Origin of the sequence: Flavonifractor sp. HCP28S3_F3 (genome assembly GCF_052065355.1) — a bacterium.
Lineage (GTDB): Bacteria > Bacillota > Clostridia > Oscillospirales > Oscillospiraceae > Flavonifractor.
The window spans coordinates 263,835-287,525 of record NZ_JBQHUF010000001.1 but is presented as its reverse complement, the minus strand read 5'-3'; the positions used below and the strand labels follow the sequence as shown (position 1 = coordinate 287,525).

Sequence of the window (23,691 nt, the reverse complement as noted above, 5' to 3'; positions counted from 1 at the left end):
TTCCTATGTTTCAGGTATGCTATCAAACGCAGCCCGACATCAAAGCTGTGAATCACACGAAAGGGGCTCCCATCCAGAGCCCCTTTTTCTTCGGGCAAACTTGAACATAAGGAGATCCAATATGCGCAAAATTCCCGCAGCTCTTCTCTCCCTGGCGCTTACCGCGTCCCTGGCCGCGCCTTCCGCCGCTGCCGCTCAGCCCGCTTCCTCTCTGCCCGAGCTGGACGGACATTGGAGCCAGGCCGCCTTTGAGCGCTGGCATGACTATGGTATTGTAGAAGGTGACGTCCGCGGCATGCGGCCCGACGCATCTATGACGGTGGGCGAGTTTGCCGCTCTGCTCTGCCGCACCATGGGCTATACAGAAATCGCGGAAAATCCCTACGCCGACCTGAAGGGCGATGAGTGGTATGCCCCCTACATCCTGAAGCTCACCGCCGCCGGTGTTCTGGAGGGTGACGGCACCAACTGCCGGGCTGAGGAGCCCATGGATCGCCAGCGTGCCACTGTGCTGTACGCCCGTGCTCTGAGCATCCGACCCACCCAGAACCCCGACCTGAGCGACTTCGTGGACGGCAACCAGGCAGCCGACTGGGCTGCCGGCTACATTGACGCCATGGCGGATGCCGGTATCATCCAGGGTATCGGCGGTGGTCAGCTGGCCCTGGGCCAGGAGATCACCCGCGGCTCTGTGGTCACCGTACTTAACAACTCTGTCGCCGAGTATGTTAAGGACAACGGCGCCGTCATTACCGGCGAGGTCAACGGTATCCTTCTGGTGGCCGCTGACAATGTCACCGTGGAGAACGCTCAGGTCAACGGCACTCTGCTGGTGGCTCCCGGCGCCAGCAGCGGCTCTCTCAGCGTGAAAGGCAGCACCGTATCCGGTGATATCCTGGTAGACGCCCGCAGTTCCGCCCTCTCCCTCTATGACACCACTGTGAAGGGCGAACTTACTCTTTCCGGCGGCAAGACCGCTCTGGCTTTGAACGCCGGCACCCAGGTGACCCAGTTGACCGTCGAGGGCGAGAACAGCACCGTCAAGGTGGCCTCCGGCGCTTCCGTGGACACTCTCTCTGCCCTGTCAGCCGTACAGGTCGACAACCGGGGTACCATTACCTCTGCTGACATCCAGGCCGACCAGGTGGTCATTGACGGCAACAAGCCTGTGTCTGTGGACGTGGCCGACGGTGTGACCCCTCCCACCAACAGCGACGGTGACGAAGTTTCCGGTTCCGGCGATGCCGGCCAGGGCGGCGATAACGGCTGCTCCGGCGGCGGCTCTTCCGGCGGTTCCGGTGGCGGCAGCGGTTCCGGCTCTGGTTCCGAGGACCAGGACAAGCCTCTCTCCGGCATTCTGGGCGTCCGCCCCGTGGACCAGGAGGGCTCCCTGGAGGAACTGCCCGCTGTCACTGCTCAGGCCACTCAGGAAGATGGCTTCGTTCGCGTGGCCCTGTCTACCGACGCCGTAGTGCCTATCCATCAGAGCGAGGGCGCCGGCAAGGGCGCCTGGGTCGGCGTAGCCTTTGAGGCTCCCGAGGGCTACGAGGAGGAGACCTTCAAGTACACCTTCGGCACCCAGTCCTCCCCCACCGCCGACAACAGCACCGACCTGACGGTGGATCCCACCATCGGGGAGGGCAAGTACGCGGTGTTCTTTATCAACGCCAGCTCCATCTCCCCCAAGACCCATATTACCCTCCAGTGGGGCGAGGAGGGCGAGCCTATTCAGTATGTGGTGGATCTGTCTGAAGTTCAGACTCCCGCTGTGGAACTGGACGGTGTGACCGTTTCCACCCACGAACTGCCCTCCGGGGTGGAGTCCTCTGCCGAAGGCCTGTCCTTTGACGGCAGCACCGCCCTGGTGCAGAATGGCGGCTCCGGCGAGCTGAGCCAGGAACAGGTCCAGGGCATGGGCGGCGGCGGTGAGTATACCGTCTACTACTCCGTGCCCCAGGCTCTGGGTGACGGCACTCTGAAGTTCGACAAGATTGCCCGTTCCATCAACGGCGGTCCTCTGAACACCTGGAGCATCTCCAGCGAGACCGACGCCTCTGCTGGTTCCGGCTGGTGGACCAAGGACAGCACCCATTACTTCTTCAAGTGGGGCGCTGTGTTTGCCACCCAGGAGGAGAGCGACTATGTGATGAAGGACGGCGGCATCTACGAGTATACCCTGTACTTCCTGGACAATGACGAGTCCCAGGACAACGTAGTGGCTACCTACACCTTTACCATTGACCTGAGCGGCTACACCATTACGCCCGGCGAATCCGCCTGATGATTTCTTAACCCGAAAGGGCCCGCTGTACAGCGGGCCCTTTCTTTTGTCTAAAATGCAGATTGCAATTCTCTACCGTCGGAGTAGAATAACTCTGTAATGTAATTTTTCCGTAAAGAAGTGTTGTTAATGACAGAAGAGGCACAGAAACCGCTGTTCAGCAGGAATGCGCTGGTCCGACTGATCGTCCCATTGATCATTGAGCAGCTTCTGCTGATGACGGTAGGCATGGCGGACACCGTTATGGTCACCACCGCGGGAGAGGCCGCGGTCTCCGGCGTATCCCTGGTGGATAACATCAACACCCTGATCATCCAGATCTTCTCCGCCCTATCTACCGGCGGCGCTGTAGTCGTGTCCCAATACCTGGGCAGACAGGACCTGGACAACGCCAGGACTGCTTCCAAGCAGCTGCTCTACACCATGTGTACCGTCTCTCTGCTGCTGATGGCGGCGGCACTGATCTTCCGGCAGCATATCCTGTCCCTGATCTTTGGCCGGGTGGAAGCAGACGTCATGGACAGCGCCCTGATCTACTTCCTACTCACCGCTGCTGCCTATCCCTTCATGGGAATCTACAACGCCGGCGCCGCCCTGTTCCGGGCCATGGGCAACAGCAAGGTGTCCATGTTCTGCTCCCTTGTCATAAACATTATCAACATCGTGGTCAACGCCGTCTTTATTTTCGGTTTTCACTTCGGCGCTGCAGGTGCAGGCATCGGCACCCTGGTCTCCCGAATTGCCGCCGCGGTCATCATTATGGCCCTACTCAATCACCCCGATCACACGGTCCGGGTGGACGGCCTCCTCCATCCCCAGTTCAACGGCGGCATGGTCAAGCGCATCCTCTTTATCGGGATACCAAACGGCTTGGAAAACGGAATGTTCCAGGCCGGAAAGCTATTGGTGCTTAACCTGATCACCACCTTTGGCACCTCCGCCGTGGCTGCCAACGCCATCGCCAACAGCGTGGCCGGCGTGGTCAATGTGCCTGGTATGGCCCTTGGTCTGGCCATCATCACAGTGATCGGCCGGTGCATGGGGGCAGGCGCCACTGATCAGGCGGTTTACTACACCAAACGTCTGGTAGGCGCCAGCTATCTGTTTATGCTGGTGATGAGCACGATCATGTTCTTCTCTGCTGATTTCCTGGTCTCACTATTCAATCTGAGCCCTGAGGCAGTCAAGATGGCTGCTCAGGTGCTGCGGATCTGCGCGGTGGGCAATGTGATTTTCTGGCCCATGGCCTTCACCCTGCCCAACTCCCTGCGCGCGGCGGGCGACGCGGTCTTTACCATGATCGTCTCCCTCTCCTCCATGTTTGCCTGCCGGGTGGCACTGAGCTATGTGCTGGCCTGCTCCTGGGGTTTTGACCTGGGACTGGCTGGTGTCTGGCTGGCCATGGTGGCTGACTGGGTGGTACGTGCAGTGCTCTTCCTGATCCGCTATTGGCGGGGCGGCTGGAAAAAAATCAAAGTGATCGGATGAAAAAACGCCCATCCTTACGGATGGGCGTTTTTATGCTGTTTTTAACGCTGGCCCTTGTCGTAGGGGATACCCTCTGCCTTGGGTGCTCTGGACTTCTTGGAGGTGAAGGCCAGCACAATGAGGGTGATAAGATAGGGCAGCATCCGATAGAAGTGGGGGCTGATCCCCAGTTCCTTCAGCAGGAAGATACCGTCGCCGTTGATATCGATACTGGTGTAAGAGGCCGCGATACACTTGAACAGGCCAAAAATCAGGGCAGATCCGGCGATGTTCAACGGCTTCCAGTTGCCGAAGATCATAACGGCCAGGGCCAGGAAGCCAAAGCCTGCTACGTCGCCGGTAGAGGCGCAGTTGGCGGTAGTCAGCGCGTATACAAAACCGCCCATGCCCGCCAGAGCGCCGGAAATGGTGGTACCAGCGTAGCGCATCCTATAGACGTTGATGCCCAAGGAATCCGCTGCCTGGGGATTTTCACCGCAGGAACGCAGCCGCAGTCCAAAACGAGTCTTGTACAGCAGGATGGACAGCACCACGAACAGAATGATGCAGATATAGGTGGCCAGATAGGTTTTGTCAATGAATGTGGAGCCCAAAAAGCCCATATCATCGTTCCGTCCATACCCGAAAAAGCTCTTCTTGATCATGAACCAGCTTGCGGAGTCACCTTCCGCCATCTGCAGGGTGTTCTGGTTGGCAATGATGCGGATAAAGAAGAGTACCAGAGCGGGGGCCAGCAGGTTCAGAGCGGTACCGCCGATGGTCTGGTCAGCTTTCAGATTCACCGAAGCAAAGGAGAGCAGCAGGGAGAAAAGCGCTCCCAGCAGAGCCGCCACCAGCATAGCCAGGATCATAAATCCCTGGAGAGCGACCCAGTCGCCGGCAGACTTTGCCTCAGCAAAGGTTCCCGCTTTCTGAGTCAGGTTGACAAACAGTACGCCCGCAAAGGCGCCGAAGATCATGATACCTTCCAGTGCCAGGTTGATGATACCGCTGCGTTCAGCAAAAACACCGGCCAAAGCTACGATCATCAGAGGCACGGCATAGAGCAGAGTCTGCTGAATCAGAAAGGTCATGCCTCCTCGCCTCCTTTCCCTTCCGATGCGCTTCCGCCGTCAGGCGGCGGAACTACCGCCGCAGTCTTTGTAGTCGGCATCGTCTGGCCCTTGTGCTTTTTCCGGCCGTTGAGCAATGTCTTGATGACCAGGGAGAAGGCGCTGAGGTACACGATGATGGCGATGATGACGTCGGTGATATATTCGTTGTATGCTGTCAGGTTGGTCATTTGCAGGCCCACGATGTCCAGCATGGACATGAAGCAGCCGGTAAAGATGACCGCGATGGGATTGCTGGCCGCCAGCAGAGCTACGGGGATTCCATTGAAGCCGGTGGCAGGCAGGGTCTGATAGGTGGACCAGAAGAACTCCGTATTACCGGACAGGTAATACAGCGCAGCAGCCGCACCAGACAGGCTGCCGGCAATGGCCATGGACAGCACGATGTTCCGCTTATCGGCGATGCCGGCATAGCGAGCCGCGTGCCGGTTGGCACCACAGGCCTTCAGTTCATAGCCCAGCGTGGTCTTGTTCATCAGGATATAGATCAGGATGGCAATAACGATAGCGACGATAATACCACCGTTGACCTGGGAACCCGGAAAGATCTTGTCCAACCCCAGCTTGGCAGTCTGTACACCATTGAAGGAAGTCTTGTAAATATAGCCGCTCTTGGTGTTTTCCACCATGTTGCGGAAGCTGCTGCCTTCAAACATCCAGGTCACCAGGTTGGCGGCGATCCAGTTGGTCATGATGCAGGCCAGCACTTCGTTGATATTGAGAAACGCCTTGACCAGGCCCGGAATACAGCCCCACAGAGCCCCTGCCAGCATACCGCCCAGAAAAGCGATCACCCAGATCACAGGCGTGGGAACGACATCAGACGGGATACCAAGGGCCAGCATCAGCGTGGCTGCGGTACCCATCAGGTACTGGCCGGGAGCACCGATATTGAACAGGCCGGTCTTGAAGGCCACAGCCACGGACAGGCCGGTGAGGATCAGAGGCGTGGCCCGGAACAGCATGTCACCCATATTGGTGGAATTGAAACCGAAGGTCAGAACGTTATCCACCCGTCCGGTACTGAACAGGCCGCCGAACACCAGCCGGATCCCGTCCAGCGCACCTTTTAGCCCCAGATTGGAGTTACCCAGGCCCACGATGAGGATGATAATGGCGCCGACCACCATACCGATGGCAATGGAAATCAACGAGGCCAGCACAGACTTCGTGCTGTCTTTCGCCCACAGTTTGGAAAGTCCCTGCTTCACGCGCCCTCACCGTCCTTTCCCATCCGCTTGGCGCCGGCCATATAGAGGCCCAGCTCCTGTACCGTGGTGGCTTTGGGATCCAACTCGCCTACGATCTCGCCCTCATACATCACCAGGATGCGGTCGGACAAACTCATGACCTCGTCCAATTCCAGAGAGACCAGCAGCACCGCCTTGCCCTTGTCGCGCTCCGCCACAAGCTGCTTGTGGATATACTCGATGGCGCCCACGTCCAGGCCGCGGGTAGGCTGAACTGCCACGATCAACGGCTTGTCCCGGTCGATCTCCCGGGCAATGATGGCCTTCTGCTGGTTGCCGCCCGACATGCTGCGGGCAGTGGTCACCGGCCCCTGGCCGGAACGCACATCGTATTGCTCGATCAGGTTCTCAGCGTACTTGCGCACTTCACCTTTCTTGATAAAGCCCACGTTCTGGAACCGGGACTCCCGGAAACGCTGAAGCACCATATTCTGTTCCAGCGTGAAGTCCAGCACCAAGCCGTGCTTGTGCCGGTCCTCGGGAATATGACTCATATCCGTACCACGATGCCGGATAGAGGCGTGGGAGATGTCATGTCCGCAGAGAGTGACCTTGCCACCGGAGCACTTTTCCAACCCAGTCAGGCCATACACCAGCTCCGACTGGCCGTTGCCATCGATACCGGCAATGCAGACGATCTCCCCCGCCCGGGCGGTGAAGCTGACGTCATGGACCGCATCCCGCTTATGGCTCTTGGAGGGAACGCACAAATGCTCCACCTCCAGCACTGCCTCGCCGGGCTTGGCGGGTTCCTTCTCCACCTGGAGCTGGACGGGACGCCCCACCATCATATTGGACAGGGACTGCTTATCCGTATCCTTGGTATCCACCGTACCGATATACTTACCCTTGCGCAGTACCGTGACCCGGTCGGCCACCGCCATGATCTCATTGAGCTTATGGGAGATGAACAGGATGGACTTTCCTTCCTTGGCAAACTCCTTCATGGTGGCCATGAGCTCGTCGATCTCCTGGGGCGTCAGCACCGCGGTGGGCTCGTCAAAGATCAGGATCTCATTGTCTCGGTAGAGCATCTTCAGGATCTCCACCCGCTGCTGCATACCGACCGTGATATCCTCCACCTTGGCGTCCAGATCCACCTTCAGACCATACTTCTCTGAAAGCTCCTCTACCTTTTTCCGGGCCTCTTTCTTCTGCAGAAAGCCCAGCTTGGTAGTCTCTGCACCCAGAATGATATTTTCCAGAACCGTGAACACATCCACCAATTTAAAATGCTGATGCACCATGCCGATGCCCAGCGCGGTAGCGTCGTTGGGGTTGTTGATCCGCACAACTTCACCGTTCTTTTTGATCTCCCCCGCTTCCGGCTGATACAAGCCGAACAGCACGCTCATCAGGGTAGACTTTCCCGCGCCGTTCTCTCCCAAAAGCGCGTGGATCTCCCCTCTCCGAAGCTGGAGGGTGATATCATCATTGGCGATGATACCGGGAAATTCTTTGGTGATATGGAGCATCTCGATGATGTTTTCAGCTTCCATAATCCTCATCCCGCCCCCTTTGCATAATATGGTATTATTATATAATACCAGTAGGAAAAACACAAGAAATTTGTCTGATATCCTAAAAGAAAAGAAGCGGGAGCCTGTATGTGCTCCCGCTTCTCTGCGTTGCAATGAGATCAGATCACGTTCAGAACCAGATTGCTCCACTCGGTGCTCTCCAGCTTGGAGAAGTCGTTGTCCACTACCAGGGTGCCATCCAGCATCTGCTGATACAGATCCTCGTACTCCTCCACGGTGAAGGTCTCGAAGCGCCAAGACTCATCCGCGGTGGGCAGCGCCACGGCGTTGTCCTTCACACCCAGAGAGGTACCGGTACCACCGATATCGCTGAAGGTGCCGTCATAGACGTGACCCACAGCCCACTGCACGGCGTCAGCCAGGCCCTTCATGGCGGAGGTGACCACGTAGTCAGACTCGCCGGACTGGTCCACGTCCACGCCGATCACATAGCCGTCATTGGCGGAGGCCGCAGCGGCAATAGACTGGAACATGGAGCCGCCGCAGGCAAAGACGATCTCGGTGCCGTTGGCATACCAGCCGCTGATCATAGTCTGCAGCTCGGTGGAAGCGGAGAAGGTGGCACCGTACTCCCAGGAGTAGTTCATGTCAACGGTGATGCCTTCCTCAGCAGCAGCAGCGTTGGCGCCCTGCACGTAGCCGTAGCCGAACCGGCAGCAGGCATCGTTGGTGCCGCCGCCACCGCCGGAGAAGCCCAGCTTGGTGAAGCCGTCCTTCACAGCGGCGTAGCCGGCCAGATAGCCAGCCTGCTCCTCCTGGAAGGAGATGCCGGCCACGTTGGTCAGGATGTTGCCCTCAACAGCGGGATCGGGATCGTCGTCCAGAGGATAGCCATCAATGAAGATAAAGGGGATGTCAGGATAATCCATAGCGGCCTGACGCAGAGCGGCCTCCTGCAGATAGCCGGCGCACACGACCACCTCGGCACCGCCTTCCACGGCAGCCTTCATGGCATTGTAGCGGTCATCATCGGTAGCCTCGCTGGAGTTGGCGGGCTGATAGTACTTGTAGGACAGGCCGTTGGCGTTGGCATACAGCTTCACGCCGTCAAAGGTGCCCTGGTTGAAGGACTTATCCTTCAGCTGACCCACGTCGGTAACGAAAGCCACCTGATACTTGCCGTCCTCGGAAGTCATGGTGTCGGGGATGGAGTCGGGGTCGACAGCGGCCTCACCGCCGGTCTCGCCGGCAGGAGCCTGAGACTCGGTAGCGGGAGGAGTGCTCTCGCCGCCGGGGGTCTCCGTGCTGCCCTGGTTGCCGTTGCCGCAGGCGGCAAGGCCGAAGACCATGGACACGGACAGGAGCAGTGCAAGGAGCTTCTTGTACATCTTCAATGTAATCTACCTTCCTTTCACAAAAATCGCCCAGTTCGGTCCAGACAGTATGTCTCTCCTCCCTGAGCTACAGGCTTATTATACCGTATCCCATCTCCGCTGGCAACCGTCATTTTACAAGATGACCAAGTTTTTTACCATCTCTTTGCCGTTTTTCACACATTCTCTGGAACCGGCAGGAAAAAATACCGGGAGATCACAGCGTGATCTCCCGGTATTCTGCAATTCTCAATACCCCTGAGGGGTCTGTCCCTTTACCAGCTTGACGATGGCAGACGTACCAAGCCGGTCGGCTCCCAGAGCAATAAAATCCTCAGCATCCTGGAGGGTACGGATCCCGCCAGCCGCCTTGATCTTTACGTCGGGGCCAATGTTGGCCTTGAACAGGGCCACGTCTTCCCGGGTGGCACCGCCGGTAGAGAAGCCGGTAGAGGTCTTGATATAGTCAGCCCCGGCCTGGGTGACGATCTGACAGAGCTTGACCTTCTCCTCCTGAGTGAGCAGGCAGGCCTCCACAATTACCTTCAGGATCCGGCCCTGGCAGGAAGCCTTGATGGAGCGGATCTCCTCCAGGAGCTCGTCCCACCGGCCATCCTTGGCCCAGCCGATATTGATGACCATGTCGATCTCATCAGCGCCGTTGCGGATGGCATCCTCGGTCTCAAAGACTTTGACCTCCGTGGTAGAGTAGCCATTGGGGAAGCCGATGACAGTACAGATCTTCAGATTATTGCCCACATAGTCGTTGGCCTGCTTCACATAGGCCGCCGGAATGCACACCGAGGCACAGCCGTACTTGATGCCATCGTCACACACCTCTTTGATCTGGGCCCAAGTGGCCTCCTGCTTCAGCAGAGTATGGTCGCAGCGGGCCAGAATCTCCTTTACATCCATAGTTGACCTTCCTTTCGATACCCTTACTTCACTTCGATCAGTTCATAGGAGCGGGTGCCGATCCCCAATTTCTCACAATGGTTCAGGCACACCTTCCAATCGGTCACCGGCATGCTGTTGATAAAGTGGTCGTGGTGATCACAGAAGCCCTCTTTGTGCATTTGCTCGTCCAGATGAGAGCCCGGGATGGGCGGCTGACGGAGGCACGCCTCCGCGCAGGCCTGGTCCAGCGCCACCGGATCAAAAGAGGCAAACATGCCCACATCGGGCACGATGGGCAGGTCGTTCTCACCGTGGCAATCACAATAGGGAGACACGTCGATGACCAGACTAATGTGGAACTGAGGACGGCCATCCGCCACAGCCTTGGCATATTCTGCCATGCGGCAGCTCAGCTGTTCCATAGCCGCGTCGCTGCCCGCCCGAATCGCGTCAAAGTTGCATACTGCAATACACCGTCCACAGCCCACGCATTTATCCCAGTCGATAACGGCTTTCCGGTCTTCATCATAAGACAGTGCGTCGTGGGCACACTGGGTGGAGCACTTGCGGCAGCCCACACAGCTGCGACGGCTGATTCGGGGTTTACCGGCAGCGTGCTGCTCCATCTTGCCCCGGCGGGAACCGCAGCCCATACCCAGGTTCTTGATAGCACCGCCGAAGCCGGTCTGCTCGTGGCCCTTAAAGTGGGACAGGGAGATGATTACATCAGCCTCCATAATAGCCTTACCGATCTTGGCCGTCTCGATATACTCCCCGCCTGCCACCGGTACTTCTACGTCGTCATTACCCCGCAGGCCGTCGCCAATGATGACCTGGCAGCCGGTGGACAAGGGCGAAAAACCGTTTTCATAGGCTGCATCCAGATGCTCCAAGGCATTCTTTCGACGGCCGGGATAAAGCGTATTGCAGTCTGTCAGGAAGGGAACACCGCCCAGGCTCTTGACCACGTCGGCCACCACCTTGGCATAATTGGGCCGCAGAAATGCCAGATTGCCCGGCTCACCAAAGTGCATTTTGATGGCCACCAGTTTCCGGTCAAAGTCGATCTGACCAATCCCGGCTGTCCGGATCAGCTTTTCCAATTTATTCAGCAGACTGGTTCCGGGCTGGCAGCGGAGATCTGAAAAATAAACCTTCGCCTGTTCCATTTCCCATATACCTCCTAAATTCTGATTGTTAGACAAGCATTATTTTATACCGGCCCACTCTTTCCCGCAAGACTTTTATGTTCAAACATCATAACAAACGCCGCGGCCAGAAAGGGCAGGCTGATCAGGACCCCAACCTGATCCAGCCGCTCTGCGCACAGCCCGCCCAGTGCTGCACCACCGATGAAGCACAAAATGATCCCATAATATTGGATCGCACGGGACCAATGATCCCGTTCACCGGTCTTTAGATAGAGATAAAGCCGTTCCGTCCCGCTGCGCAGATTGCCGGTGCACATGGTAGTTGCAAAGGCGTTGCCGTTCACCTTGCGGAAGCTCTCTACCTGCACCGCGCACACAAAGGATACCGCAACATTGGCCAAATTATCCAGGCTGGAGGGCAGAAAAGCGACCGCCGCCAGCAGAATTAACTCCAATCCCACAGTAACCTGCCGCCAGTGGACACTATTGCTCTGCCGGAAGCGGTATCGAATCAGCTCCGCCACCACAACGCCCACTGCAAAGGCCAAAATAGGAATCAGATAGTGCAGCGCCAACAGCCATTGACCCTGGATTAGTCTTACGCCCAGCAGGACAATATTACCTGTCTGGGCATTCGCAAAGACGCCGCCTCTGACCAGATAAGTATATGCGTCCAGAATGCCACCTGCCGCCGCCAGCAGTGCTCCCAGGCGGAAACTCTCAGAGGCTTGCTTGTTTATCATGCTTCTTATACCCCCTCACGCATAAACCGGGACGAGCCGTCACTGGCCCGCCCCGGTCATTTCTCAGTCCTTAAAACGGAAGCCCCAGGCCTCCGGTCAGCTGCTGCATGGAGGAAGCAGAATCACTCTCCGCTGCCCGCAGAGCCTCGTTCACCGCCGCCACGATCATATCCTGCAGCATCTCCACATCCTCCGGATCCACCGCGTCCGGATCAATGGTGACACTCTCCAGTACTCGCTTTCCGGTAACTGTAGCGGAAACCGCGCCGCCGCCAGCTGCAGCGGTATAGGTCTTGCTCTCCAGCTCCTGCTGCATCTTCATCATGTCCTGCTGCATCTTCTGAACCTGTTTCATCATGTTCATGTTCATGCCGCCGCCAAAGCCGCCCATGCCCCGGCTGTTAAATCCCTTCGCCATAGGTCGCAACTCCTTTATTCTTCAATGATTATGTTGTCGAATTGCCGGCCCATGGCCAGCAGATCATCCAGATTGTCATGTTCCGCGCCGGAAGGTGCCTCTGTCCGGGCGGGTGCCTTACCTACCTTGACTATACAGCGCACTGGGCTTCCAGTCTGTTCCGTTGCCAGCCGCGCCAGTTCCTCCAGAATATGCGCGCCGCCCACCATATTCTTGGTGAACTCATTGTCCACCCACAAGGTGAGTACGTCATTCTCCAGTCGCCCCTGCACTGCCGCCGGATTGCTCAGGAAAGGATAAACCGCAGGGAATTTTCCCCTCGTCAAAGCCACCAGGCCAGGCCAGAGGTCCACATCAGGTCCACCCTGAGCAGGAGGCGGAACCACTACGTTTTCTTCTGGCCGCTCTATGGATACCGTCTGGCTCTCTCGCTCCGCAGGCGGCTCCTCCGGCATCGGCGGCCGCTCTTCTTCCCATGGTGGGCAGTCCCCTGTCGGAGCAGCCGCAGCCTGCTTCTTAACTTCCGGTACGCTCCGCTTTAGCGGAGCCGCAGGTACCGGACAGGTCGTAGGCACACCTCCCGCCAGCATCTCCTCTACTCGGCTTAGGCGCACGTTCAGCCCGGTCAGGCTCTCATCTAAAGCAGGCTGGCACAGCCGAATCAGGCACAGTTCGGCGTCGGTACGCCGGTTACCGCTCCGGGGCAGATCCGCAATGGTGCTCTGAAGCAGTCCCAGGATCTGTACCAGACGAGCCGTCTGAAACGCATTGGACAGCCTGCGCATGGTATTTTCGTCATAACCGCCCGTGAGCAACGCTGCACCACCCTGAGGTGCTGTTTTACGCACCAGCAAATCCCGGGCAAGAGAGGCCAACTCGCCCAATAGGCTGCCTACTTCCTTACCTGCCGCATATAACCGGCCCAGAGTCTCCAGCGCCCCGGCGGTATCTCCTCCGCCAATCTGCTCCATCAGGGCAGCGGTCTCCAGATTCCCTGCCAAACCAAGAGCATCCAGCACCTCCTGCTCACCAATGGGGCGATCGGTCACCGCGCACTGGTCCAGCAGCGACAGGGCGTCCCGCAAGCCTCCGTCCGCCAGCCGGGCCAGCAGAGCAGCGCCATCTCCTCTCAGCTCCAGGCCCTCTTCCCTGGCCACATAGGCCAGACGGGCAGCAATATCTCCAGGCAAGATGCGCTTAAAGGAAAATTGCTGGCATCTGGACTTGATAGTAGCCGGCACCTTGTGCAGCTCTGTAGTAGCCAGAATAAACATCAGGTGGGCCGGAGGCTCCTCCAAAATCTTGAGCAGAGCGTTGAACGCCGCAGTGGAGAGCATGTGGACCTCGTCCACGATGTATACCCGTTTCCGAACTGCGGCAGGGGTATACACCGCTTCATCCCGCAGAGCCCGTACCTGGTCCACACCATTGTTGGAGGCTGCATCCAATTCCAACACATCCAAAATGGAGCCATTTTCAATTCCCAGGCAGGACGGGCACTGATTACACGGGTTACCGTTCACCGGATGCTCACAGTTCACTGCTCTGGCCAGGATCTTGGCGCATGTTGTCTTACCGGTACCCCTGGTACCAGTAAACAGGTATGCATGGGACAAGCGTCCCGTAGCTACCTGTCGCTTCAGCGTCTCGGTGATATGCCCCTGCCCCACCACATCATCAAATGTACTGGGCCTCCATTTTCGATACAATGCCTGATACAAAATCAGTCACCTCAAACCTCACGGAAATCGTTGTAAAAAGGGAGAGGCGGAGGATGCGGAAAGCCGCTTCGCTTCGCCCCTCCCCTGCTTTCTCGTCCGGTACGTGGCAAGACCGCACACCGGCCTTTGGAAACATCGCTATGTCCGTTACCCCAGCAGCCGGCTCAGGAGCGGGAACCCCGCGGCACAGATCGCGGTCCGCTTAGTGCTGCTCGGTTCCCCGCCTGACACGGTTCACGGGGCGACCTTGCGCGGGACCGATCCATCATCACTACTTACCAGGGTCAGACGACACAGCGCTGTTCCGGGGGCCGGGATTCATCCCTGCTGTAGCGGGTTGCAGGTACAGGGCACCGCTAACTCCCCGACTAGTGCGGCCTTGCCGCAGACCGGACATATCAGCGCGGTCCTTTGGAAGGCTGTCTTTGATATCATACATCATTTTTTCCGATTTATCAATATGACATTTATCTTTTTTAAAAAGGGGCTTTACAACCCGATAAATTATGCTATAATATTTTGGTGTTGACGCCACAAGTATAATATGGGCCTATAGCTCAGCTGGGAGCGCAAAGGGTTCGGTTTTTTGCCACATCTATAATTTCATATTGCTTTTTTCTTCTGTTCCGCTTTGGAACTGTTGATTTGGGCCTATAGCTCAGCTGGGAGCGCAAAGGGTTCGGTTTTCTGCCACATCTATAATTTCATATTGCTTTATTCTTCTGTTCCCCTTTTGGAACTGTTGATTTGGGCCTATAGCTCAGCTGGGAGAGCGTACGGTTCGCATCCGTAAGGTCGTCGGTTCGATCCCGATTAGGTCCACCACACTCGGGAGATCTCGTTTTGAGATCTCCCGAGTTTTTTCATGCTTTTAGGATGCACGATAGTACACACTCTTGTCCCCTTCCGGATGCAGGAAGTCGAAGAACTGTGTGGCACTGATTTTGAATTCCACTTCGATTTCAAAGTTCCTCCCGATATTCACTCGCTCAATGAGCTGCCGCAGGATCATCTTCTTTCCCTCGATACTACTCCCCGCATACAGGTCGGCCCAGGACATAATCTTGTCATACTCCTTTTGGACGGCAACGGCAGAGTTCTTCAGATTAGCCGCTTTTTCCTTGGCCTGTTCCAATTCCTGTGCCAGCGCCGCCAGTTTGCTTCGGGTGTCCTCTATCATCTCGCCGAGGATGTCCGCTCCAAAACTGCCAGTCCCATTGATGGTTTTGATGATCTCTTTCTTGTAGCTCTCCAGCTCCCGTTCTGCGGCGGCATGGAGTTTCTCCAGATTCGCCACCGAACTGTTTGCCAGTTGGAGTTCTTTTTCCCTCTGCTTTTGAATGAGCTGGCTCCTGGGTGCAGTCTTCATCCGCTCAAAGAGTTGGATGACGATCTTATCAATAATGCCGTCCAGTTTCTCGCCGGAGTATCCGGTCTGACCGTCACAGTCCTGAGGATGGCGGATCTTGTAGTGGCAGGCATATCGGATATGGGTTTCCCGTTTGGGCTCACCCTTGGCTCGTCTGCCGCTGCTGGTGGTCAGCACCAGTTTGGAACCACAGTGGGCGCAGTAGACCATCCCGGAGAGCAGCGCCTTCCCCTTGGAGTTAAAGGGCACCTCATTGTGGTGCATTGTCCTGGCCTCCATCAACTCCTGTGCTCGCTCATACAGATCCAGAGGAACGATTTGCAGCTCCGGAAAGATTTCTGAGCGTGTTTCCCCACTGCGCAGAATGCCCACATACATGATGTTCTTCAGCATTTTGATGATGGTGGTATTGGCGAAGTTGGTCCCCTTTCGGTTGAGATAGCCGTTGTTATATAGCCACCGGGACAACCGCTGTGCGCCAAACCCCTCATAGACATATTTTTCAAAGATGATGCGCACCACCGCAGCTTCATCCGGGTCAATCAGAATCTCGTTGACTTCGTGATTCTTTTTATTGAAGCGCCCCTGCTTTTCCAGGCGGTATCCATAGGGAACGATCCCGCCGCGGAACCTCCCCTCCTGCACAATTTGCGAAAGGCGTGTCTTTGTTCGGGCAGAGGTTTTGAGGCTCTCACCTGAGGCCTGCCAGTAACGGATGTAGTTCAGCAGTTTGTCGATATGATCGTCCATCTTCTGCTGCCCTTCCATTGCGCTCCACACTTCGATTCCGTTGCGGATGAACCACTCCACCACGAAGGGCGTCTCATCGTCCCGCCGCCCCAGGCGATCGAACATGAACACCAGCAGGATGTCAAACTTCCGTTCCTCGGCGTCCTGGCGGATCTCCTGAATGGCGTCGCGGTCAGCAGCAGCCACCTTGAAACCCGAGACACCTTTTTCCGCAAATTCTTTGATGATCGTCCATCCCTGGCTCTCCGCAAATTCACGGCAGTATTGTTTCTGCATCGGGATATCATCTTTTTCTACCTGTCCTTTGGTAGAGACTCGATAGAGGCAGTATACTCGCTTGTTTTTTTCCATGATTGCACCTTGTCCTTTCTGGTATAGGACTGCGGTGCATATGGTTTGCTCAGATTAAATTGTCAAGGTTCATATGCACACACAGTATCCCACACCACTGGTAAAAAGTCTACTGAATCAAGCAGGCTTGTTCAGGTTTTCAAAGTCCTGTGCCATCAACAGTGTCTGCTCAATTTCCGACACTGTGCCAGGTTGTGTAACGGTGTTTTTGAAGCGGAGAGCAACAATCAGTCCGTCCACTTCCATCGTGATATATTCTGTCGGCTCAGAGTATCGGGGATGCTCCCGATCATACAGTGCCTGCTGATAACTCATGTGATCATCCTCCTTTACATAGTCTGCTGCCAAGTCTGTTCTTCTTCGTGATCGTCCTCGGCGTGGCCTTGGGCGATTTTCTTTTGCCGTTCTTTCCGGAGGGCCTTGCTGTCTGCGTGGTAGTGCGTGGTGGCGTCCTTCACGGGAGCAGCGTCTTGGCCGCGCTCCAGAGTGTGTCCAAGCTGGACCACACCACCCACAGCACCAGCCCAGTCAGCGCCAGGGCCGCCAGTCCCAACAGCAGACTGGTCCACGGAATGTCCGGCAGACTCAGTCTGGGCAGCCTGATATTGGGCAGAGAAAAACGCTTCTCGTTCCGCTTCCCAGCCTGTTCGCTCATCTGCTCCAGATGCTTCACCGCTTTCAGCAGTTCGTCCATCTGCGTCCGGTTCGGGAGCTGCACAAGCAGTTCGTTGACCTTCTTCAGATAGCCAGTCTGTCTCTCGGTGTGGTACCCCAGTGCGCAGAGGTCGCTCAGCAGATCCTCCCACTCCGCTTTCGTGGGATGCACTTCGGGAGGCGGTGTCAGCTCCTGCGTCGGAGGCTGCGGCGTGGTCTGTACCATCTGCGTAGGTCGGTTCTTTTCCAACAGCTCGTCCATAGATAATTTCTTCTCTGATCCTGAATTCATATTCCATATTCTCCTTCAGATATTTGTCCCCGAACAGCAGGCGGTCACGGCACTGCCAGCCGCTGGGTGTGGTGTAGGTGATGTTCCGCCGGGAGGTTTCCCAGCGTACCTTGTAGCCCTCGCTCTCCATCAGCGCAATGAACTCCTCACGGTTAGAGGCGTGGCGCATACAGTCGTTGATGATATTCATGAGCTGCAGCTTTTTGCTCTGGCCACGGGCTGCGGTATGATATTCACCAATCGTCATGGTTTTCGTTTTTTGCTTCCTGTCCGCAGGCCGGAACACAGGAAGAGAAAACTCCATACAGACTTGATCGTTGCGCTGCCGCAGTTCCTGGAGCTGCTCCTTTGCGATGTGCAGTTTCTTTCCCGTATCGAAGTTGACGGAGTTGATGAGAAAGTGGGAATGAATGTGTTCCCGGTCTGTGTGGGTGCAGACCAGAACTTCATAGCCCTCATAGTACTCAGCCAGCTTCAGTGCCGCCGCATGAGCGGCGACCGGATCGACCGCTTCGCCTTTTGGAAAGCTCTGCACCATGTGGTAGAACAGCACACCGTCGGTTTTGTGATGCAGCCGCTTGGTGGTCATGAAGTCCGCGTAGACAGATTCCGACTGGCAGTTGATGCCTGTGACCAACTGTTGACCGTCACACTCGGTTTTCTTGTTCTGCATGGTGTACCGCATCACGGCTCCCATGCATCCGGTGCTCTGACCACACTTGTAGTTAGTGAAGCTGATGATCGCCATTTTTCATCACCGCTTTCGTTCCAGGATCAGCCGGACAGCAGCGCAGAGTTCAGAGAACGCCTGGCGTACACCGTCCAGGTTGATCACCGTGACGCGTCCCATGTGCGCCAGGGTGACAAGCTGATTCAGATTTCTTCCGATGGACTTCAGCTCCTTGAGCACTTCTTTTAGTCCATCGACGACCACAACCTGCTTTCCCAGACAGCAGGCTGTCACATAATCGCTCATGGACATCCCGGAGCGTTTCGCCAATTCCTTGATGGCCTCCCGGTCTTTGGATGCCATCCTGGTGCTGAATTTGATATCTTTTTTCATGTCGTTTCCTCCAAATCACAGATAAAGTGGGTCCGGGCTTCTGCCCGGAAATTATGCGGAAGGCGGGCGGCGGCTTTGCCGGTGACCAGACAAACGCGATGCTGGCCACCTCCAAGGAGGTGATTCTCCCGCGCCGAACACCCGCGCTCCTCCTTCGGCCACAAGCGGCCCAACACGGCGTTTCTTTTGCTTTGCGGGAGTTTACTCGCCGCACCTGGAAACCGCCCGCAAATCACCGCACAGCGCCTCGACAGGGTCGATAGGGACGATTTCTCCGGCGCCCTCCAAATCGGCACTATCGGCACGGCGCAGCTCAATCACTCGTTTTCCGTTGCTGCGGCGCACCATTGCCTGAATTCCGTTTTTTCTTAGGGCCTCAACGCTTTGCAGGATCAGCCTTGAAATCTTTTTGGGCGTTACCCCTTCGATTCTGTCAGGGTCGATCTTTTCGGAGAGCTCCGTGGGAGTGCCGATAAATATTGTTCTGGTGCTCATAAAAGCAGAGAGAAGAACGACGATCCGATCCTCACGCAGCACGGGTTCTTCTCTGCTGTCCGAAACCAACTCCCACACATTTTCCTCGCTGCGTCGAAGCTCCAGCTCCCGGTATTCGATGTCCCGGCCTACGCAGGTCAGTCTGGCTCTGCCGCTGCCCCGCTTTTCTTCCACCAGTGTGAAGCTGGAATCCACTGCGCCGCTGATGGCAGTGGTCCCGGAGATCCGGTGGAACACATCTTCCGCCTTTTCTTTCCGCAGATGGTGGATGAGCAGGATGACAATGCCGTGCTTGTCCGCCAGCCGCTTGAGCACAGATAGATCCCGGTAGTCATTGGCGTAGGTGGCGTCGTGGATCGGACGGACCATCTGCAGGGTGTCAATGATGACCAGCACGGTGTCGGGGTGTGCGGCGATAAATGCGTCCACCTGTTCCTCCAACCCTTGGCCGATGTGGGCGCACTCGGTACAGAAGTGGACGCTGTCTGGTGCATCCTCCGTGATTTCAAAGAGCCGATTCTGGATGCGGAGGACGGAATCCTCCAGACAGAGATAGAGGGTGGTGCCCTGCTTGGTGGTCATGTTCCAGACCGGTTCTCCCTTGGCAACTGTCACCGCCAGCCATAGAGCAAGCCAGGACTTGCCCACCTTTGGTGAGCCAGCCAGGATGTGCAGACCCTGAGAGATCAGGGTATCCACCACAAAATTGGGCGGCTCCAGCGGACGATCCATCAGGGTTCTGCCGTCCACTGTGATCAGGGGATGGTTCATTTTGTTGTTCATGTTTGGTACCTCCATTTCAAGAATTTGAATACAAAAAGCTCCCACCTCAAAAGAAGTGGGAGTAGTATTCATTTTGATTTTGAAATGGTTTGTGGTAGAATAGAGCAAACGGAGGTGAGCCAATGGCTACCTATCAGATCTACGAACTCTCTGCCCGGGCGGTGATGAGTTATGCCGCGGAGCAAGACGGCGTTTTCACCTTTACCCTGAACCGCAGCGCCACCGAGCACTGCAAGGTACCGGGAGCCAGGCACGAGCAGGACAGCTGCGCTATGTTCCACCAGCTGATGTACCAACTCCACGGGGAGGGCTGGCGGGAGCGTAGCGATGAGAAAGTCACAGCGCTTTCCGATGTGCTGTTCTATATGGACTTCGCCGGGATCTTTGACCGGCGTGGAACCGGAAGGACGCAGCAGGCCCGCCGGGAGAAGGCCAGAGACATGTTCCGTCCCGAGGGGATCACTCTGGACTTCGGCAGCGGCCCACACCGCTATGTGGCTTTTGAACGCTCCGCCAGCATGAGCCGTCAGTCTCGTCTCTCCTTTATCCGGGCGGATCTGTATGAGCCCATGCGCCAGCGGATCATGCTGAACATGGAACTGGATCGCTGCCAGCTCAGCAAACTCTACGCCTACAATGGTCTCATGTTCTCCAGCGGAACCCGGGTGGACGGCATTCGCATTGACAAAAATCACCGGGTCATCGTCATAGACAATCCATCAAAGAGAGTGGAGCGAGCCCCTGTCATCACCCTGCGGGAAGGCAGAGAGCCGGGAACCTTCTACCGGGCAGATACGCTGGAAGATCTGGACATCACCCGCTTTGACGGCGTGGGTCTCATCTCCAAAGAGTATGCCGATGTGGTGGACAAGGCCTGTAGCGGCAGCCACACCCACACCTCCTTCCAGATTCGGATGCCCTACATCAAGGGGATGCTCCATCAGGTGGATTTCAAGGACTTCTTGAAGAGAAGCGGTACCCAGAGCATCGTGGACATCTGGGGCAAGGCACACCCCGTCCGCAGTGTGGACATCATTCTCACCCGCAGTCAGTTCAAGGCATACGGATGGCTGCGGGAGAACGGTATGACCTGGGAGGACTACTGGGACGCCTTTCGGGACTACAACCACGCCCTGTACATCACCAACCTGAGTAAGACGGAGCCAGAGAAACTGGTAGAACTCAATTATCAATTTCTCTCCACCCTCTCCATTCAGCCGGAGGAGTTCCGCCCCGCCGACCTGCCGGAGGGCTGGGACCACAGTCCAGCGGATGATCCACGGCAATGGCTGACCAAGGCCACCGAGACGGCCTACTATAACTTTCGTGCCAATGAAGCATATCAGCAGGAATACTTTTGCCGGGGCCTGAACCAACCCAAGGGGAGCCGCGCGCACATTATGGCCCGGGTGCTGGAGAAAAACCCGAAGTTTATCCGCGAGCCTATTTACGTGGAACAGCTGGACGGACAGGCCCGGAAGATCCTCCGAGGCTACGCCGTTGGGCGGTTGCTGGTGTCAGGGGACAACCGTTTTCTCTCCGGTGATCTGTTGGAACTGCTGCGGCAGTTAATTGCGCCCCGTGTGTTCCAGTTGCCCGGTGAACGGGACTTCTGCAATCAGGTGCTGGGAGATTTCTTTGCGGAGGACAGTTTCTTTGCGCCTGGTGCCGCCTATGACCACGAGGACAGCTGTACCCTTCTCCGCAATCCCCACATCGCCCGGAACGAGGAATTGCAGCTGTCCGTGTACCCAGAGGGAGACGCACTGCGTCAGCATTACCTGGGCCACCTCACCGATGTGGTCATGGTGTCTGCAGACAGTTTGGCAGCGGAGCGGCTGGGGGGTGCGGACTATGACGGCGACCTTATCAAGACCATTGCCGATCCCATCCTGAACCGCTGTGTGAAGCGGAACTATGATTACGATGTCCATCAGCAGCTCTCCAACAACGCCAACCTGCCCCTGCTGAAAATTCCATCCTTGTCCGCACCCAAGTCCGACGCCAACGACTGGCAGGCCCGGTTTCAGACGGTGGAGAACACCTTTGCTGCCCGCATCGGACAGATCTGCAACGCCGCCCTGGATCGTAGCGTCATCGCCTACAACGAGCATACCGACCCGGAGGAGCGCAAGCGATACCGCCGGGACTTGGAAGCCTTGGCCATCTATAGTGGGCTGGAGATCGATGCGGCCAAGACCGGTGTGCGGCCCAACCTGGATGAATTTCTGGGCGGACGGAAGGTAAAGCGCACTCCTTTCCTCCAGTACAAATATCTGTTGGAGCGCGCGGAGGAGCGCCGCCGCGCCTGGTATGAGCCCACCCACCGGGAGCGGCTGGAGGCCTTCTTTGCTGGGATCAACTGGGACACGGTGGACTCCCCGGTGGAGCGATTGCCCTGGCTGGCCCGCCAGTTGGAGCGCAACACACCGAAAGTTCAGGAGAAACCGGCAAAGGACGGCGAACTATTCACCTTCGCCCAGGAACGAAGTTGGAAAAAACATCTGAACCAAAACATTCTTTCTTCTGTCTCTGCCTTGCTGAGGGACTACGAGCACTGTCTCTCCCGCATTCGGGCCTGCCGCGCCCCAGCCAAGGGGCAGCAGCGGAAAACGGACATTGATCGCATCCTCTACGCCAGAGGACAGGAGGAGGTCTACGACAGCGACGAGCTGTACGCCTTCTTCCAACAGCTTTCCCCGGAGCGTATTGCCGCTCTGCGAAGGGCCATCGTGGAACAGCAGTGGCACCTGATGGCAGAAGGGCAGAGAGAAACATTTCTGCGGGAGCATCTGCCGGAGGGAGCCGACTACTACGATCTCCTGACCGACTTCCGCCACGGCGGGTTCCGTCTGCTGGGTGATCTGGTCTGCGACATCGACGATCTGGAAGCGGCCCGGGAACGGAAGCAGCTCTGCCGCCCGGCGGATTCCCCGGCCTTCCAGAAGATGATGGAGGCCTATCTGTCTGCCCCCTTCAGCGGCAACGAGCGGGCCGTGGTGTCCAGGGCCTGCCGCAAGCTGCTGAACAAGATCGTCCGGCCCAGCCTGGCGGCCCCCTATGTGGTGGCTCTGGGTAAGCGGAACCTGCTGTGGGATCTGCTGCCGGACCACATTGAGGAACATGTTCTGGAGGTGGACCATGCTGAATGAATGGAAAGAATTTCAGGACTACACCTGTGTGGTAAACTACACCGCCCGGAACAAGCAGGACACCACCTATCTGGGCCGGTTCACATTCGACACCATCCTTGATTTCGAGGGGCTCAACCGGGTGCTGACCATCCTGGCAAGAGGATTTCTGTTTCATAATGAGGACGGCAGTTTGGCGGAATTGCCCCGGGAGCGTATCGACTATGCCAAGCGGGGCCTGTGCGCCTGGTGCAGTGTGCCGGACAGCAAAAAAGCCACGCCCCGGGAGGCGTGGCAGTTTGGCAGTGATTTTGGGGAACTTCATTCGGAATTCCCCAGCCTTGTGGATGAAAACGGCAGCGGATGGTTTCATAGGCATGTGCATCGGGTGGCAACCTTTGTGCAGGAAAAACCGGAGAGGGTGTCCAGCAGTGCCCAGAAGAAGTGTGCCGCCATTGAAAAAGGCTTTGACCAGGCCTGGCGGGACAAGGTGATCCAGATGCAGATTCCCCTGTTCGCCCCCACCACCAAGGGGCAGTGGGGCCTGCGGTTTGACAGTTTTCTGGCCCAGGCTCTGGAACTGGGGCCGCTCCGGACGGAGGATCCGATACTTCCACCCGCATTGGTAGAGCAACTTCACAGCCGCACGCCTAAGGGCGTTCCCGTGGAGATGGTGGAGACGCTGGCAGCCTACTACCTTGCCAATAAGCCGGAGGATTCCGACTGGGTGGTGCTGCCGGTGGCCAACTTTGACGCATATTTCGGCACCACCAGCTTTGGGCGGAAGTATCTGAAACAAATCCCGGAGACCATTTTAGAGCGATCTGAAACAGGCTTTGGACTGTGCCGGTATCGGCTGGGGGAATCTATTGTGATTGAGTAGATAGA

18 protein-coding genes, 1 tRNA gene and 1 other RNA gene are annotated in these 23,691 nt (G+C 56.9%); 5 read left to right on the top strand and 15 right to left on the bottom strand.

The annotated features are described in order from the left end of the window. Positions 1 to 121: 121 nt before the first annotated feature. Both ACTNB1_RS01475 and ACTNB1_RS01470 read left to right on the top strand, forming a co-directional pair. Entirely contained in the window at positions 122 to 2,281 is a 2,160-nt protein-coding gene (locus ACTNB1_RS01475) for an S-layer homology domain-containing protein (RefSeq protein ID WP_441167503.1), read from the top strand. Between the two features lie 129 nt (positions 2,282 to 2,410). Further along, positions 2,411 to 3,769, top strand: coding sequence for an MATE family efflux transporter (locus tag ACTNB1_RS01470; RefSeq protein ID WP_441167502.1), 1,359 nt, complete (start codon positions 2,411 to 2,413; stop codon positions 3,767 to 3,769). A 41-nt stretch (positions 3,770 to 3,810) separates the two neighbouring features. On the opposite strand, the gene ACTNB1_RS01465 is transcribed toward ACTNB1_RS01470, so the two are convergent. From ACTNB1_RS01465 to ffs, 10 genes are all read right to left on the bottom strand, one after another. After that, entirely contained in the window at positions 3,811 to 4,842 is a 1,032-nt protein-coding gene (locus tag ACTNB1_RS01465) for an ABC transporter permease (RefSeq protein ID WP_441167501.1), read from the bottom strand. Continuing rightward, positions 4,839 to 6,092: an ABC transporter permease gene (locus tag ACTNB1_RS01460; protein WP_441167500.1), complete on the bottom strand. Its 1,254-nt coding sequence runs from the start codon at positions 6,090 to 6,092 to the stop codon at positions 4,839 to 4,841. Before ACTNB1_RS01460 ends, ACTNB1_RS01465 begins: the two co-directional genes overlap by 4 nt. Further along, entirely contained in the window at positions 6,089 to 7,639 is a 1,551-nt protein-coding gene (locus ACTNB1_RS01455; RefSeq protein ID WP_441167499.1) for an ABC transporter ATP-binding protein, read from the bottom strand. The genes ACTNB1_RS01460 and ACTNB1_RS01455 overlap by 4 nt, the downstream gene beginning before the upstream one ends. A gap of 131 nt (positions 7,640 to 7,770) precedes the next feature. Continuing rightward, entirely contained in the window at positions 7,771 to 9,000 is a 1,230-nt protein-coding gene (locus ACTNB1_RS01450; protein ID WP_441167734.1) for a BMP family ABC transporter substrate-binding protein, read from the bottom strand. Between the two features lie 234 nt (positions 9,001 to 9,234). Beyond that, positions 9,235 to 9,900, bottom strand: a complete 666-nt coding sequence (deoC, locus tag ACTNB1_RS01445; protein ID WP_441167498.1) for a deoxyribose-phosphate aldolase — start codon at positions 9,898 to 9,900, stop codon at positions 9,235 to 9,237. Positions 9,901 to 9,923: 23 nt separating this feature from the next. Next, positions 9,924 to 11,051, bottom strand: a complete 1,128-nt coding sequence (locus ACTNB1_RS01440; protein ID WP_441167497.1) for a DUF362 domain-containing protein — start codon at positions 11,049 to 11,051, stop codon at positions 9,924 to 9,926. Between the two features lie 44 nt (positions 11,052 to 11,095). Then, on the bottom strand, positions 11,096 to 11,776 hold the full coding sequence (locus tag ACTNB1_RS01435; RefSeq protein WP_441167496.1) for a YoaK family protein: 681 nt from the start codon (positions 11,774 to 11,776) through the stop codon (positions 11,096 to 11,098). A 70-nt stretch (positions 11,777 to 11,846) separates the two neighbouring features. Continuing rightward, the gene (locus tag ACTNB1_RS01430) at positions 11,847 to 12,194 is read right to left on the bottom strand and encodes a YbaB/EbfC family nucleoid-associated protein (protein WP_441167495.1); all 348 of its coding nucleotides are present in this window, start codon (positions 12,192 to 12,194) and stop codon (positions 11,847 to 11,849) included. Between the two features lie 14 nt (positions 12,195 to 12,208). Further along, on the bottom strand, positions 12,209 to 13,915 hold the full coding sequence (dnaX, locus tag ACTNB1_RS01425; protein WP_441167494.1) for a DNA polymerase III subunit gamma/tau: 1,707 nt from the start codon (positions 13,913 to 13,915) through the stop codon (positions 12,209 to 12,211). A 112-nt stretch (positions 13,916 to 14,027) separates the two neighbouring features. Beyond that, positions 14,028 to 14,292, bottom strand: an RNA gene (gene ffs / locus ACTNB1_RS01420) — signal recognition particle sRNA large type. Positions 14,293 to 14,664: 372 nt separating this feature from the next. Here ffs and ACTNB1_RS01415 point away from each other — a divergent pair. Then, positions 14,665 to 14,740 (top strand) — tRNA-Ala (locus ACTNB1_RS01415). Positions 14,741 to 14,786: 46 nt separating this feature from the next. Here the strand turns inward: ACTNB1_RS01415 and ACTNB1_RS01410 are convergent. The 5 genes from ACTNB1_RS01410 to ACTNB1_RS01390 form a co-directional block, all read right to left on the bottom strand. After that, positions 14,787 to 16,310 (bottom strand): recombinase family protein, encoded by a 1,524-nt coding sequence (locus ACTNB1_RS01410; protein ID WP_441167493.1) that lies wholly within the window; start codon positions 16,308 to 16,310, stop codon positions 14,787 to 14,789. Positions 16,311 to 16,502: 192 nt separating this feature from the next. Then, on the bottom strand, positions 16,503 to 16,700 hold the full coding sequence (locus tag ACTNB1_RS01405; protein ID WP_441167492.1) for a hypothetical protein: 198 nt from the start codon (positions 16,698 to 16,700) through the stop codon (positions 16,503 to 16,505). A gap of 14 nt (positions 16,701 to 16,714) precedes the next feature. Further along, positions 16,715 to 18,079: a relaxase/mobilization nuclease domain-containing protein gene (locus ACTNB1_RS01400; RefSeq protein WP_441167491.1), complete on the bottom strand. Its 1,365-nt coding sequence runs from the start codon at positions 18,077 to 18,079 to the stop codon at positions 16,715 to 16,717. Between the two features lie 6 nt (positions 18,080 to 18,085). After that, the gene (locus ACTNB1_RS01395) at positions 18,086 to 18,394 is read right to left on the bottom strand and encodes a plasmid mobilization protein (protein WP_441167490.1); all 309 of its coding nucleotides are present in this window, start codon (positions 18,392 to 18,394) and stop codon (positions 18,086 to 18,088) included. A 201-nt stretch (positions 18,395 to 18,595) separates the two neighbouring features. After that, complete coding sequence (locus ACTNB1_RS01390; RefSeq protein ID WP_441167489.1) at positions 18,596 to 19,672, bottom strand: AAA family ATPase; 1,077 nt, start codon at positions 19,670 to 19,672, stop codon at positions 18,596 to 18,598. Positions 19,673 to 19,794: 122 nt separating this feature from the next. On the opposite strand from ACTNB1_RS01390, the gene ACTNB1_RS01385 reads away from it, so the two are divergent. Then, the gene (locus ACTNB1_RS01385) at positions 19,795 to 22,824 is read left to right on the top strand and encodes an RNA dependent RNA polymerase (protein ID WP_441167488.1); all 3,030 of its coding nucleotides are present in this window, start codon (positions 19,795 to 19,797) and stop codon (positions 22,822 to 22,824) included. Next, positions 22,814 to 23,686 carry a hypothetical protein gene (locus tag ACTNB1_RS01380; protein WP_441167487.1) on the top strand — a complete coding sequence of 291 codons (873 nt, stop codon included), beginning with the start codon at positions 22,814 to 22,816 and terminating at the stop codon, positions 23,684 to 23,686. Before ACTNB1_RS01385 ends, ACTNB1_RS01380 begins: the two co-directional genes overlap by 11 nt. The last annotated feature ends 5 nt before the right edge of the window (positions 23,687 to 23,691 follow it).

Bases quoted from the DNA above. Each gene is read 5' to 3' on its own strand.
- ACTNB1_RS01400 (WP_441167491.1), bottom strand. From the start codon at position 18,079: ATGGCGATCATCAGCTTCACTAACTACAAGTGTGGTCAGAGCACCGGA.
- ACTNB1_RS01395 (WP_441167490.1), bottom strand. From the start codon at position 18,394: ATGAAAAAAGATATCAAATTCAGCACCAGGATGGCATCCAAAGACCGG.
- ACTNB1_RS01470 (WP_441167502.1), top strand. From the start codon at position 2,411: ATGACAGAAGAGGCACAGAAACCGCTGTTCAGCAGGAATGCGCTGGTC.
- ACTNB1_RS01410 (WP_441167493.1), bottom strand. From the start codon at position 16,310: ATGCAGAAACAATACTGCCGTGAATTTGCGGAGAGCCAGGGATGGACG.
- ACTNB1_RS01455 (WP_441167499.1), bottom strand. From the start codon at position 7,639: ATGAGGATTATGGAAGCTGAAAACATCATCGAGATGCTCCATATCACC.
- ACTNB1_RS01450 (WP_441167734.1), bottom strand. From the start codon at position 9,000: ATGTACAAGAAGCTCCTTGCACTGCTCCTGTCCGTGTCCATGGTCTTC.
- ACTNB1_RS01465 (WP_441167501.1), bottom strand. From the start codon at position 4,842: ATGACCTTTCTGATTCAGCAGACTCTGCTCTATGCCGTGCCTCTGATG.
- ACTNB1_RS01430 (WP_441167495.1), bottom strand. From the start codon at position 12,194: ATGGCGAAGGGATTTAACAGCCGGGGCATGGGCGGCTTTGGCGGCGGC.
- ACTNB1_RS01405 (WP_441167492.1), bottom strand. From the start codon at position 16,700: ATGAGTTATCAGCAGGCACTGTATGATCGGGAGCATCCCCGATACTCT.
- ACTNB1_RS01380 (WP_441167487.1), top strand. From the start codon at position 22,814: ATGCTGAATGAATGGAAAGAATTTCAGGACTACACCTGTGTGGTAAAC.
- ACTNB1_RS01390 (WP_441167489.1), bottom strand. From the start codon at position 19,672: ATGAACAACAAAATGAACCATCCCCTGATCACAGTGGACGGCAGAACC.
- ACTNB1_RS01385 (WP_441167488.1), top strand. From the start codon at position 19,795: ATGGCTACCTATCAGATCTACGAACTCTCTGCCCGGGCGGTGATGAGT.
- ACTNB1_RS01435 (WP_441167496.1), bottom strand. From the start codon at position 11,776: ATGATAAACAAGCAAGCCTCTGAGAGTTTCCGCCTGGGAGCACTGCTG.
- ACTNB1_RS01440 (WP_441167497.1), bottom strand. From the start codon at position 11,051: ATGGAACAGGCGAAGGTTTATTTTTCAGATCTCCGCTGCCAGCCCGGA.
- deoC (WP_441167498.1), bottom strand. From the start codon at position 9,900: ATGGATGTAAAGGAGATTCTGGCCCGCTGCGACCATACTCTGCTGAAG.
- ACTNB1_RS01475 (WP_441167503.1), top strand. From the start codon at position 122: ATGCGCAAAATTCCCGCAGCTCTTCTCTCCCTGGCGCTTACCGCGTCC.